Source organism: Actinoplanes sp. ATCC 53533 (genome assembly GCF_003947245.1).
The window spans coordinates 1-11,443 of record NZ_QHHV01000218.1; the positions used below are offsets into that span (position 1 = coordinate 1).

The 11,443-nt window shown below is 69.1% G+C and carries 12 protein-coding genes and 2 pseudogenes; 8 read left to right on the forward strand and 6 right to left on the reverse strand.

The genetic code is table 11. The features are described 5' to 3' along the window. A partial coding sequence (locus DMB66_RS49060) for a helix-turn-helix domain-containing protein (RefSeq protein WP_148112844.1) occupies nucleotides 1-231 on the reverse strand: 231 nt, incomplete at its 3' end. Between the two features lie 505 nt (nucleotides 232-736). Here DMB66_RS49060 and DMB66_RS49065 point away from each other — a divergent pair. Further along, complete coding sequence (locus tag DMB66_RS49065; RefSeq protein ID WP_125810988.1) at nucleotides 737-1,267, forward strand: hypothetical protein; 531 nt, start codon at nucleotides 737-739, stop codon at nucleotides 1,265-1,267. Between the two features lie 46 nt (nucleotides 1,268-1,313). Continuing rightward, a pseudogene (locus DMB66_RS66295) lies at nucleotides 1,314-1,784 on the forward strand (DedA family protein); the annotation flags it as partial. A 135-nt stretch (nucleotides 1,785-1,919) separates the two neighbouring features. Here DMB66_RS66295 and DMB66_RS64780 read toward each other — a convergent pair. Together DMB66_RS64780 and DMB66_RS49080 are read right to left on the reverse strand one after the other, a co-directional pair. Next, a complete protein-coding gene (locus tag DMB66_RS64780) occupies nucleotides 1,920-3,329 on the reverse strand; it encodes a DedA family protein (RefSeq protein ID WP_125810989.1) in 1,410 nt (469 codons plus the stop codon). Between the two features lie 284 nt (nucleotides 3,330-3,613). Continuing rightward, nucleotides 3,614-4,243 (reverse strand): TetR/AcrR family transcriptional regulator, encoded by a 630-nt coding sequence (locus DMB66_RS49080; RefSeq protein ID WP_125810990.1) that lies wholly within the window; start codon nucleotides 4,241-4,243, stop codon nucleotides 3,614-3,616. A gap of 194 nt (nucleotides 4,244-4,437) precedes the next feature. Here DMB66_RS49080 and DMB66_RS63150 point away from each other — a divergent pair, with 194 nt between their 5' ends. Both DMB66_RS63150 and DMB66_RS63155 read left to right on the forward strand, forming a co-directional pair. After that, the gene (locus DMB66_RS63150) at nucleotides 4,438-4,617 is read left to right on the forward strand and encodes a hypothetical protein (RefSeq protein ID WP_199753085.1); all 180 of its coding nucleotides are present in this window, start codon (nucleotides 4,438-4,440) and stop codon (nucleotides 4,615-4,617) included. Nucleotides 4,618-4,696: 79 nt separating this feature from the next. Next, nucleotides 4,697-4,915 (forward strand): hypothetical protein, encoded by a 219-nt coding sequence (locus DMB66_RS63155; RefSeq protein WP_199753086.1) that lies wholly within the window; start codon nucleotides 4,697-4,699, stop codon nucleotides 4,913-4,915. Nucleotides 4,916-5,228: 313 nt separating this feature from the next. Here DMB66_RS63155 and mmuM read toward each other — a convergent pair whose 3' ends face one another. Further along, nucleotides 5,229-6,143 (reverse strand): homocysteine S-methyltransferase, encoded by a 915-nt coding sequence (mmuM, locus tag DMB66_RS49090; protein ID WP_125810991.1) that lies wholly within the window; start codon nucleotides 6,141-6,143, stop codon nucleotides 5,229-5,231. Nucleotides 6,144-6,432: 289 nt separating this feature from the next. Then, nucleotides 6,433-7,077, reverse strand: a complete 645-nt coding sequence (locus tag DMB66_RS49095; protein WP_233625386.1) for a nitroreductase/quinone reductase family protein — start codon at nucleotides 7,075-7,077, stop codon at nucleotides 6,433-6,435. A gap of 170 nt (nucleotides 7,078-7,247) precedes the next feature. Between DMB66_RS49095 and DMB66_RS49100 the strand changes: the two genes are divergently transcribed. From DMB66_RS49100 to DMB66_RS49110, 3 genes are all read left to right on the forward strand, one after another. Further along, nucleotides 7,248-7,907, forward strand: coding sequence for a calcium-binding protein (locus DMB66_RS49100; protein WP_158647607.1), 660 nt, complete (start codon nucleotides 7,248-7,250; stop codon nucleotides 7,905-7,907). Beyond that, nucleotides 7,904-8,710: a hypothetical protein gene (locus DMB66_RS49105; RefSeq protein ID WP_125810993.1), complete on the forward strand. Its 807-nt coding sequence runs from the start codon at nucleotides 7,904-7,906 to the stop codon at nucleotides 8,708-8,710. The genes DMB66_RS49100 and DMB66_RS49105 overlap by 4 nt, the downstream gene beginning before the upstream one ends. Nucleotides 8,711-8,908: 198 nt before the next feature. Further along, complete coding sequence (locus DMB66_RS49110) at nucleotides 8,909-10,285, forward strand: helix-turn-helix domain-containing protein (protein ID WP_125810994.1); 1,377 nt, start codon at nucleotides 8,909-8,911, stop codon at nucleotides 10,283-10,285. Here the strand turns inward: DMB66_RS49110 and DMB66_RS49115 are convergent. After that, a complete protein-coding gene (locus DMB66_RS49115; RefSeq protein WP_125810995.1) occupies nucleotides 10,282-10,845 on the reverse strand; it encodes an NUDIX hydrolase in 564 nt (187 codons plus the stop codon). The genes DMB66_RS49110 and DMB66_RS49115 overlap by 4 nt on opposite strands. 321 nt (nucleotides 10,846-11,166) lie before the next feature. Between DMB66_RS49115 and DMB66_RS49120 the strand changes: the two are divergent. Next, nucleotides 11,167-11,443, forward strand: a pseudogene (locus tag DMB66_RS49120) (transposase); the annotation flags it as partial.

The following is an 11,443-nucleotide window of genomic DNA, read 5'->3' on the forward strand; positions in this document are numbered from 1 at the left end:
GGGCCGGTCGGGTAGCCCGGCGAGGCCCTCGGCGTGGTGGCGGGCGATCCAGGCGCGAACGGTTTTCGGGTCGTAGTGCAGCAGATCGGCGATCTCGCTCGCGGACCAGCCGGCCGCTGATAGCACCACCATCATGATCCGGGTGGCGTTACGCCAAGGCCCGTGCAGGGCGGTAATCAGTTCGGTGTGTTGCTGCGCGGACATGCTGGCGTAGACGTGCGCGGGGCGCATACTGACGGTGACCTCGTCGGGGTTCAGGCTCTTGTGTGGAAACCTGATCCGAACCCGCGGCGGGGTCTTTACGTTGTTATGTCCCTCTTGCTGAGCGTGTCCGCGTACCGCCCGTCACCAGTTACGTACCGGAATTCTGCCTACGTGCTTAGCTGCGGCAAACACCTCCGAGCGACCTACCGCGCCCGGGGTAGGCCGCTGATCGCTGGGAGCCTCGGGCTCCGCTGAGACGCGGCCGCAAGCCAGGCACGCTGGGCGCCCGGGACCGGGCCCAGGTGGTCGTCGCCGTCTACCAGGCCGGGCTGCGACCCGGACGGCACCCGCCGATCATCGCCCCTGCTGCCGTGGCCCAGGGGAGCCGAGCGGGACGGCGCGCGGACCACTGAGCGCCGGTGGGTGGCCGGCGGATCCGCTGGTGGACGGCGCCCACCCCCTACTTTGGGTGGGGTTGCCCATGGTCGATAGTCGGATCGCCGGCCCTGCGATCAACTCTAGGATCGGCAACGTGGCTGGTGCTGGGCTGCGACGGACCTGGTACGGCCGTGCCGTACTGGTGGTGTTGCTCGCTGCTTTCGGGGTGTCCAACGCGGTGGCTTTCACCGAGGCCCCGGAATCGGTGGTGCTCTGTGCCGTCATCCCGCTGTGCGCCGCCATGCTGCTGGCCCGGCCGCTGCCGTTGTTCGTTGCTCCGACAGTGGTTGCCGCCGCCGCGGCCAGAAGCGTCGGCCCTCTTTCGCCCGAGCTGTCCACCCCGTTCTTCGAGGCACTGGCCCTGCTCGCCCGGCGGGCTCAACAGGCCCGCCTGCTGCGGGCGGATCTCGTTCCCGACGACCTGCACAGGATCATGGCGATGGTCACCGGTGTGCTCGGGAGCATGGACCCGGCGACCGAGGGCTGGCGTCGTTACCTCGGCATCCTCCTGGACGGGCTCTCGCCCGCCGCGCGACCGTCCAGCCGTCGGCCGTGCCCGACAACGCCAGGCTGGCCCCTACTTTCGTCGGCACAGGACGTCGCACAATGGCGGATCCAGCGGTGAAACCGCGGTCTTAGCCTCGGGGAATGACCAATGCCTTCGGTGGGCGATGAGTGGGCTGACGGAGGCGCTGGGCCAGGTGCCGTCCGTGGCCGCGTACGGGATCGTGGCTCTGGCCCTGCTCGCCGAGTCGAATCTGGTCATCGGCGTCTTCGTTCCCACGCTGACCCTGATGATGTCCGCCGGTGCTCTCGCTCAGACCGGCTATCTGCACTTCCCGGTCCTGGTCGTGGTGGCGGCCGGGGCCGTCGTCGTGGCCGACCTGATCAGCTATCGCACCGGGTTGTTGCTCGGTGGTCGGCTGCGCACCAACCGCCTCGGCCGGCGCATCTCTGCCACAGCCTGGGGCCGTGCGGACACGGTCATGGCCCGGCACGGCGGCCGGGCTGTCTTCCCGGCCAGGTTTGTGCCGCTGCTGCGGACGCTGGTGCCGCATTTCGCGGGCGCCACCGGGGTCCCGTACCGCCGGGTCGCGCCCTACAGTGTGGCCGCCGCGAGCACGTGGGCGGTGCTGGAAGCCGGTGCCGGCTACGCCGCCGCACAGTCCGTGCACCGGATCATGACCCTGGGAGCTCCGGCCGTCGTGGCGGCGGCCCTGCTCGGCGCCGGCGTATTCGCCGTGGTGCGCCGCCGTGGCCGGCCCGGTCGGTCGTCTTCAGGCGACGGAGGATTTCGGCGGCGGTTCCTGAATCAGGTCCCCGGCCGATTCCGGTACGGGTGCGGCGTCCGCCGGCTCTCGGCTGGAGTCCCGGACCCGGATCACCGCGATCGTGGCCACCGCCCAGAAGGCTCCGAGCAGGACCGACGTCACGGTATCGCTCACCCAGCTCCACTCGGTGGCCAGCCGCGACACGCCGACCACCAGCAGCACTGCCACGGTGACCGTCCAGACAGCGACGGCCCGCAGCCGTCCGCCGTCACGCGTCAACGCCCACGCCGCCAGGACGCCGATCGCGGTGGCCACGGCGTCGAAGCTGAAGAAGATCCCCGGACCGGCCGGGTCGGCCGTCCTCGAGACGATCTGGTCGAGCACGACCAGCGGGATCACCGGGCCGAGCGCCGCCAGGGCGTCGAGCAGTGTCGGCTGCCGGCCCAGCCGCCGCAGGGTGACCACGACGGACACCACGAACGCGCCGACCACGAAGAGCCAGGTCGCCGCCATGGAACCGATCGCGATCACCCGGCCGGTGGCGTGGTACTCCCGGTGCCCGGCGAACCAGGTGACGACCTTGGCGTCCACCGAGGGCAGGTCGCTGAAGCGGACCGCGACGGTGGTCAGCCGGGTCATCGCCCAGCCCGCGACGAGGAGCACCGCCAGCCCGGCGGCGAGCCGCACCGCGGTGGCCCGGCGCGGCCCGAACCGGCGCCCGACCGCCTCCGACGCCCGGCGATAGCGCCGAAAGGCGGCCCGGGCCCGCTCCGAGCCCGCCAGCAACTGCCAACCCATCCGGACCGGGTCGGGGTTGCGGCCGAGCCAGCGGCCGCCGACCACGAGCGCCGCGCCCACCACGCCGAGTAGACCCAGCGCCGCCGTCACATGACCGAACGAGGCGCTCAGCCGCTCGTAGGAGCTGCCGGCGGCGTACCCGGCCAGGATTTCCAGACTCGCCCACCCGGCCACGCCGGGCAGGTTCCACAGGGCGAACGCTGGATACCGCATGCCGGCGGATCCGCACAGCGGGGGAACCAGGGTGCGGACCACGGTCACGAACCGGCCGGCCAGCGCGGCCCGCCCGCCGTGGCTGCGGATCAACCCGTCCGCCCTGGTCCAGCGGTCCTCGCCGATCCGGCGGCCCAGCACGCTGCCGCGCAGCCGTGCACCCTGCCGTCGCCCGGTCCAGTAACCCACGTGGTCCCCGGCGACCCCGGCCAGCACCGCGACCACCAGCGCCACCCGCAGGTCCAGGTCTCCCGCGCGGCAGAGGAACCCCACCAGCAACAGCGTCGACAGGGTCGGCACCACCACGCCCGCGATCAGCGCGGTCTCACCGCACACGGCCACGGCCACGATGACGTAGACCAGCAACGGCGGCACACCGCTGATCACCTCGGTCAGCCAGCCCATCGCGGAATCCTCTTCTCGACCTGGTTCGAGGCAAGCCTGTCAAAGACCTTTGCCCACGGTGGTGTCATCCGGGCGATCGGCCGGCCGGGCCGCTGCGCGTCGGTCTTCACCAGGGCACGACCCATCCACAACCGCCTCGATGACCGTCCCGACGTGCGACGCATCCCCGCCGACCACGCCATTGTCAAAGATCAAACGGCGGCGCACGCCGCACCGCTTCACCGGCCGCCGCGACGTCCTACCCGACACATCCGTGCCGTCGCCAGTCCCCAGCGGTCACACCGCTAGCCCGCCCAGCTGGCGGTAGAGGCTCCCCTCCGGAGGGGAGCCGGTGCGGGCAGGGGGTTCGAGGCGGCGGGTGCCAGGCCTTCGAACAGGAGTGCGAGGTAGCGCCGCCAGCCGTCGGTGCCAGGGTCCATGGTCCACAAGGTGTTGGTCAGCATGGCCATGATTCGGGCCAGGTCGTCGGGGACGAGGTCGGCGCGGAGCAGTCCGGCGTCCTGCGCGCGCCGGGCGAGCAGGGCCAGCGACTCGAGGAACGGGGTGTAGGCCGCCGCCGTCAGGGTGCCGGTGTTACGCGCGGCGGCCACGGTGTTGAGCTCTTGTGCGACCAGGCCCATCGCGGCTTCGATCAGGCTGATGAGGCCGCGCAGCGGATCCTCGTCGGCCAGTGCCCGTTCGGTGGCGGGAGCCAGGTCTTCGGTGATGGCCTGGTCGACGGCGGCCCGGACCAGGTCCGATTTGCTGGGGAAGTGGTTGTAGAGCGTCCGGATCCGCACGTCGGCGCGGCGGGCGATCTCTTCCAGCGGCGCGTCCGGGCCTAGGTCAGCGAAGACCGCGCGCGCCGCCCGCACGATCCGCTCGGCGTTGCGTGCCGCGTCGGCGCGTAGCGGGCGCTCGGTCTCGGTTTCCATCATGCCAGTGTAGCAAGATGCAGTCAGCTGCAAGTTGTGCTAGCTTCGCCTCAAAAGAGAACTTGCATCCCACTGCAAGATGTTTTGAGGCGGAGAGATCCGATGAAAGTGGGCACCGGATCAGGCGACGCTGCGCACTCGTCCTGGACGGCGGACCGGGCCAGTTCCTCGTCGCCTACCGCACCGGTGGCCGGGTGACCGGCGTGCTCGCCGCGGGCAAGTCTCCCAAGGTCTTACGCGCCTGGCGTGCCCTCATCGCCACCAGCGCCCCGTGGCGCGACGCACTCATCGCCGCCTCACTCCAGGAGGAATCCATGACCACCACCGATCTCCCGGCTTCCCCCGCCGACCGTGACGCGCGCTGCCCCGTTTGACCCCCCTCCCTCGTACCGGGAGTGGCGCGAGACGAACGGCCTGCGCAAGGTGAACTGGCAAGGCCGGGAAGTGTGGGCGGTGAGCCGCTACGAGGACGTCAAGGTCGCGATGACCGACCCGCGGATCAGCGCGGAGGTCGCCCCGCAGCCGGGTAACACCGAATATCACGGCGACGCCATGCCCAAGATCGGCGGTCGTGATGCGCCGCACCGTCACCGTCGAGGAGAAGCGGAAGCCATCGGGAGGATCTTCGGCTCGGCGGCGAGGTCGCGATCATCACCGGTGCCGGCCTGGTGATGCGGCGGTGGCGCTTCGGCCGCGTGGTCGACAGCACCTCGACCGCCGGACTGCTGGGATCCCCGCGCAAGAGCTGACCGGTGAGCAGATGTTCGTGGACCTGCCGGGATATCGAGCGATCAGATCCATCAGGTAGGCGACCATCTTTCCGCGTTCGGCTGGCGCCGCCACCTCCTGGTCAGGGGTCACCCGCGGACTTGGGCGTTGCTCCAGTCCGCGTGGTCGGAGCCGTTGCCGGCGTTGCCATCGCCGATGGTATTGAGATCGTGCCGTTGCACCGGTCGGGTCGGGCGCCCCTGGAGAAGGAGGTGGGCTATGCCCGCAGGCGCATGGCCAGGTCGGCGATGTGGGCCGGGGTGACGCGGCAGCAACCCCCGACCAGTCGCGCACCCGCACCGATCCAGCTGTCCACCGGTTGCGCACCCCAGCCGGCCTCGCCGGTCCACGAGCGGGTGGCAGCGTCCCAGCGCTCGCCGCTGTTCGGGTAGACGACCACCGCCTTGTCACCGGCCCGGGCCCCGATGGCAACGGCGGGCGCGATATCGCCCGGTGCGCTGCAGTTGACCCCGACCGCGACCACGTCGTCCATCCCCGCAGCGAGCCTGAACGCCTCGTCCAGCGGCTGGCCGGCCCGGGTGTGAACGCCGTCGATCGTGTACGACAGCCACGCGGGCATCCCCAGCTCCTCGACCACGCGGAGCATCGCCTCGGCCTCCGCGGCGTCCGGGACGGTCTCCAGGGCCAGCACATCAGCGCCGGCGTCGGCCAGCACCTGCATGCGCCGCCGATGGAACCGGACCAGTTCCGTGACGCTGAGTCCATAGCCGCCGCGGTATTCGGAGCCGTCCGCCAGCATGGCGCCGTACGGTCCGACCGATGCGGCGATCCACAGCGGACCGCCGATCCCGGCATCCGACGCCCGCTGCCGGGCCTGCCTGGCCAACGTGACGCTGCGTCGCAGAAGCGCGGTGACGGCAGCGTCGTCGAGACCGATCTTGGCAAATCCGTCGTAGGTGGCCTGGTAGCTCGCGGTGATCACGACCTGCGCGCCGGCGCGCAGGAAGGCGAGGTGGGCGTCGACGATCGCTTCCGGCTCGTCGTGCAGCAACCGCGCTGACCACAGGTGGTCGGACAGGTCGTGGCCGGCCGCGGCGAGTTGGGTGGCGAGGCCACCGTCAAGCACGATCGGGCCGGCGGACAGCGCGGCCGCGAGGGAACCGGAGCTCATCGTGTGCACCTTTCGCGTTCGAAACCGTACGCCTCGCCCACAGCCACTCCAGTCGCCGAGCGGCGACTCGGCGGCCATGGGTGATCGTCGCACGGGCCGACCCCGGCGGCATCCCCGCCGCGATGGGCGCCGGCACCCCGCGAGGGAATGCTGGCAATCTATCTACTTCTCCGTGACCTGACGGGCTAGTCCGAGGACTGGGCCGGGTTTGCCGACGTGGCCGGCGAAGTGCTTCCTTCACCGGCTTCGAGCACCGTGGTGACAGGTCCCTTCGACCGGGCCGCGTGGTTCAGCTGTCGCGGGACGCGAGGATCACCACCGGGATCTCCCGATCGGCCCAGGCGGCGTATTTGGCGAAGTCGGAATAGATGTCGACCAGTCGCTGCCAGAGGATGGCTCGCTCCTCACCGGTGGCTTTCCGGGCGTGGACCCGGCGGTTGCGTTCCCTGCGCAGGTGCACGCGGGTTTCTGGGTGGGCCATCAGATTAGCGAACCACTGAGGGTTCTGCGGCAGTCCACCTTGGGACGCGGCCAGGACCAGGTTTGGTCCGTCCCGCAGGTACAGGACCGGCGTGACGTACAGCTTTCCGGACCTGCGGCCGGCGTGTTCGAGCAACAGCGTCGGTACCGGCTTTCGGAAACCCGCGCCGATCCGCCACTTGCTGCCGATCCAACCGTTGGTGAGCTTGAAGACGCAGACGTGTACCCGGGCACTGTATTTGATCGCTTTCACCGTGATCGGTGAGTCGAGTCCGGGTGGACGTTCGTCGGGTAGTGAGAAACGGGCCACCTTCATCGCCCTTCCGGAGCGGTGGGCGACGCAGGGGTCGCGGTCTTCCGGGGTAGGCGGTCGACGCTCATCGGTGCCTCTCGCCGTGGTGCGGATCCGGTCGACGCGATGTTGCCCACTTTGGTACCCACTGTCGCCGAGCATTCGGACTGTGTCCAGCAAAGCCGTAGAGCGGCCCGCCGCCGGTCTTTCATGGTTGTTGTCCAAAGCTGTCCAACGCTGTCCAGCCTTACGAGTTAACGGAGGCCTGTGCGCATACGGTCCGTTTGTCAACCTGGCTGGGGCCGGGGACGAGGGGCATGCGAGGAGGCTTTGTGAGACACGTGCGTATCCGCGCCGCGGCCGTTCTGGTCGCGGCGCTTGCCGCGTCAGGTGGGATCCTGGCGGCGACGCAGCCCGCTGCGGCGGCCGTGATGTGCCAAGACTGGGTGCTCGGCGCGGCCCGGGTGGCCACCTACGTGGGAAACACCGGGTTCGACGGGCCGGTGGTCAGCAACGGCGCGGTGGTCAACACGCTCGCCGGCAACGACATGGTCAGCGTGGAGACCGGCGCGACCCGGGTGGTGGTCTGCCTCGGGGAGGGCGACGACACCTTCGAGGGCGTGGCGCCCGGCGCGACGCGGCCGACGGCCGGCAGCCTGTTCTCGGTCGAGGGCGGTCCGGGCAGCGACGGCATCGAGGGCGGCGACGGGTTCGACATCCTCGTGGGCGAGGACGGCGCCGACATGATCGCCGGCGAGGCCGGCCCCGACCGCATCATGGGCGGGAACGGCAACGACGACCTGTACGGCGGGGACGGCAACGACACGATCTACGCCGGTTCGGGCGACGACTACCTGTTCGGCGACGCGGGCGACGACATCCTGATGTCCGACGGTGGCGACGACGTCCTCGACGGCGGGCCGGGCACCGACAGCTGCGTCGGCCCCGGCACGTTCGTCAACTGCGAGACCATCCGCGAGGTGACATCGTGAAGTCCCTGACCCGTTTTCTCGTTCTCCTGCTGCTGGCGGCCGGCGTGACCCTGCCGGCGGGTGCGCGCCCGGCGCGGGCCGCCGTCGACCCGGCGACCATCATCGCGGTGGTGGAGGCAGGCGTGAAACTGCTCGGCTTCCTCAAGGATCTGCGCGCCGGCAACAAGTCGATCGACCAGGCGAAAGCCGAGATCATCAACGCGGTGAACGCCTCGAAGACCGCGCTGCTCGCGCACGCCGACGCGCTCGCCGCCGCCCCGGCCAAGGCGTGCACCCGCGCGGCCGTGATCGAGGTCGGCGACATGGACCGGCTCGAGCTGTCCGCGCTGCAGACCTGGGCGCAGTCGGTCACCTCCTGCGCGACGCAGATCGACAGCCTCAGCGACGCGGTCACCGACAAGGCGGTCGCCGACCAGCTCGGCTTCGCGCTCAACATCGCCGGCCCGATCGCGATCCTCGCCCGGGAGAAGGCCGGCCTGTCCACCGGCACGCTCGCCCCGTTCCTGGTGACCGCGAACAGCAAGGTGCAGACCAAGCTGCAGCCGTCCTGCACCACCGCGAGCAACACCGCGCTACGCCTGCGCCCCTCCCGGGTGACGCGGTGCACCAGCTACGACGGGCGGATCGCGTCGGCCAAGTGCCTGGCCGCCATGACCCACTGCACCGCCGGCACCGTGCCGCTGCGCTCGGCCCGGCTGGAGGCATCCGCGACGACCAGCTGGCGGGTCGCCGACTCGGCGAGAGTGGTCTTCACCGGCTGGGTGCCGGCGATAGCGAAGGCCCGGGCCGCCGGCACGGCCTGAGCGAGATCCGGCCGGCCACCGATTCACGGCGGCCGGCCGGACCGCTTCCCGGCAGATCGCCCAAGGAGCCCGGTGATTGCTTCCACGGGTGGTGGTCGTCGGTTTCAGTGGAGCGCTCGTGGCGGTAGCGTCGTCGACGCAGGCGCGAAGCAGCGGACGACATGGCCGAATCGTCGGCCTCGACCTGGGAGCGACGTGATGCCGCGACGGACTCTTGTCGTTGATCCGGAGTTTGGGCGGCGGCTGAAAGGGTCGCGTGAGCAGGCGGGACTGTCGCTTCGTCGCCTCGGGCAGAAGATCCACTGTTCGCACGGCTATCTCTGGGATCTTGAGGCCGGAACCAAGCGGCCGAGCGTCGCGGTCGCGGTGCTGCTCGACAATGCCCTGTGTGCTGGCGGCGAACTGTCCGCTCTGGTGCGCGAAGTGTCAGCCGACACCGATGTGCGGCCTGTCGGCCGGGTATCCGATGCTGTCCAGGTGCCGGTCGGGCTAGAGTTCGCGCCGGACTGGAGATACGGCATCGATGTAGCCGTGAAACTCTGGCAGGGGGACATGCAACGACGAGACCTTTTGCACGGCGTTGGCTTCAGCGCGACGGTTTTCCTGCCGCCGGCTATGCGATGGCTGATGTCGCCGCTCGACGAGCGTCCCACCGGGCGAGGGGAAAGGCTCGTCGGTCAACCGGACGTCGAGACGGTCCGACAGATAACTTCTACCTATCGGACGCTGGACAACCAGTTCGGTGGCGGACACGTTCGCAATAGCGTGGTCCGATTTCTGAACGGAGACGCCACCGATCTGCTCAAAGGCCGCTACGATCCAACAACCGGTCGTGCGCTGCTGTCCGCTGTCGCAGAGGCTACTCAATTGGCCGGCTGGGCTTCGTATGATGCGGGGATGGATGGGCTGGCACAGCGATACATGATTCAGGCGCTGCGGTTGGCAGGCGGCGCGGGCGACCGCGCGCTCGGCGCCGAAATCCTGGCTGCGATGAGCCATCAGGCTGCCTACAAGCGTGCCGCAGCGGAGGCGGTCGACCTTGCTCGGGCCGCAGGCCGGGCAGCATCGGAGGTCGGTGTCGAGGCCATCCAAGCGGAGTCGGCTGTGCTCGAAGCCCAGGGGCACGCGGCGGGTGGCGAAGAGGCGGCGTGCGCGGCAGCCCTGGATCGGGCAGAGAAAATATTCGACAAGGCGGACCGGTCCAGCGATCCGCAATGGATCGGATACTTTGACGAAGCGTATCTGGCGGCAAAGTTTGGGCACTGCTTTGTCACGCTTGGGCGCGGTGACATCGCTCAGCGGTTTGCTACGCGATCCCTCGACATGGACGGCAAGAACTATGCGCGTGGCCGCCAGTTCAATCTCGCGCTGCTTGCCGCAGCTCATGCCCAGGTCGGGGACCTGGAGGAAGCAAGCAGGGTCGGCATTCAGGCTGTGGATGCGGCGGAGGGACTCCGCTCGTCCCGGGCTCGGGACTATCTAGCCGATCTGGCGGATCGTCTCGCGAAGCATGCCGGGCTCCCTGCCGTGCGGGACTTCACGGATCGGGCGCGTCCTGTGTTGAGCGCTTCTTAGAGCTTTCCCGATGCCTTGAGAAGGAGAACGGCCAGCAAACCGGAAACCGAACCAGCGCCGATGATGGAGCCTTCGTCCATGTGCTGCTGAACCTCGGTGAGTGGTATCCAGCCGATTCGTTCCGCTTCATTGATGTCAGGCGCGGCTCCGGTGTGGTCGGCACCGCGGGCGAGATAGACGACGTTTTCCTGGTCGACGGTGCCGACCATGGGCTGGAACGTCAGGAGCCGTTCCATGCTGCGCGGACGCCACCCGGTTTCCTCCTCAACCTCGCGCGCGGCACAGGTCAGGGGATCCTCTGCCGGATCGAGATAGCCGCCGGGCAATTCCCAGACCCACCGATCAAGAATGAACCGCTGGCGCCACATCATGAGAACGCGCTCGTCATCATCCAGGACGATGACCATCGCGGCGCCTGGAACGCGAAGAACGTACTGCTCGAACCGCACGCCGTCGGGTAGCTCCACGTCGGCGACGCTCAGCACAGCTCGCCGGGCGTCGTCGATGACGCGTTCTCCGTGGATGGTCCATTCGCTGGCTCGTCTGGGCTCCGCAGTCATGAGCGCACACTATCCGGACGTGCCGCATGGGCTGTACCGCGACCGGCATGTCGGCTGACACCGGCTGACGTCGGTCGCCTTTCGCTCTGCGTATCCGAAAGCCACGCTGTTGCTCGAACGGAATACGACCTGCGAACAAGGCGGCGGTGTTCACATGCGACATGTGCTACTTGACGGATGGGTGAGTGGCGTCCCTGATAGTGGTGTAACGCGATCGACGTGATCGTCGGGCGGCCCGTCTGCGGGCTGAACGAAGAGCGCGGTCATCGCGTGATCTTTCGAGTGAACCTCTCACAGCACTCTCGAAAGGGCTCTATCGCGATGACCGCACCTCACATCATCAACCCTGCCGGGCTGTTGGACCAAGCTCTCGGCGACGCGTCGCCGGATCTGATGCGGCACTTGCTGTCCACGGTGATCAACTCGCTGTTGTCGGCCGACGCGGACGCGGTCTGCGGCGCCGAGTACGGGGCCGTGTCACCGGAGCGGGTCAACGTCCCGTAACGGCTACCGCCATCGTGACCTGGACACCCGCGTCGGCACGATCGACGTCGCGGTCCCGAAACTGCGCCAAGGCACGTATTTCCCCGATTGGCTG

Excerpts from the sequence above, each read along its gene's own strand:
- DMB66_RS49095 (WP_233625386.1), bottom strand. The coding sequence starts at position 7,077 with ATGCTCGGCGACAGTGGGTACCAAAGTGGGCAACATCGCGTCGACCGG.
- DMB66_RS64780 (WP_125810989.1), bottom strand. The coding sequence starts at position 3,329 with ATGGGCTGGCTGACCGAGGTGATCAGCGGTGTGCCGCCGTTGCTGGTC.
- DMB66_RS49110 (WP_125810994.1), top strand. The coding sequence starts at position 8,909 with ATGCCGCGACGGACTCTTGTCGTTGATCCGGAGTTTGGGCGGCGGCTG.
- DMB66_RS49080 (WP_125810990.1), bottom strand. The coding sequence starts at position 4,243 with ATGGAAACCGAGACCGAGCGCCCGCTACGCGCCGACGCGGCACGCAAC.
- mmuM (WP_125810991.1), bottom strand. The coding sequence starts at position 6,143 with ATGAGCTCCGGTTCCCTCGCGGCCGCGCTGTCCGCCGGCCCGATCGTG.
- DMB66_RS49115 (WP_125810995.1), bottom strand. The coding sequence starts at position 10,845 with ATGACTGCGGAGCCCAGACGAGCCAGCGAATGGACCATCCACGGAGAA.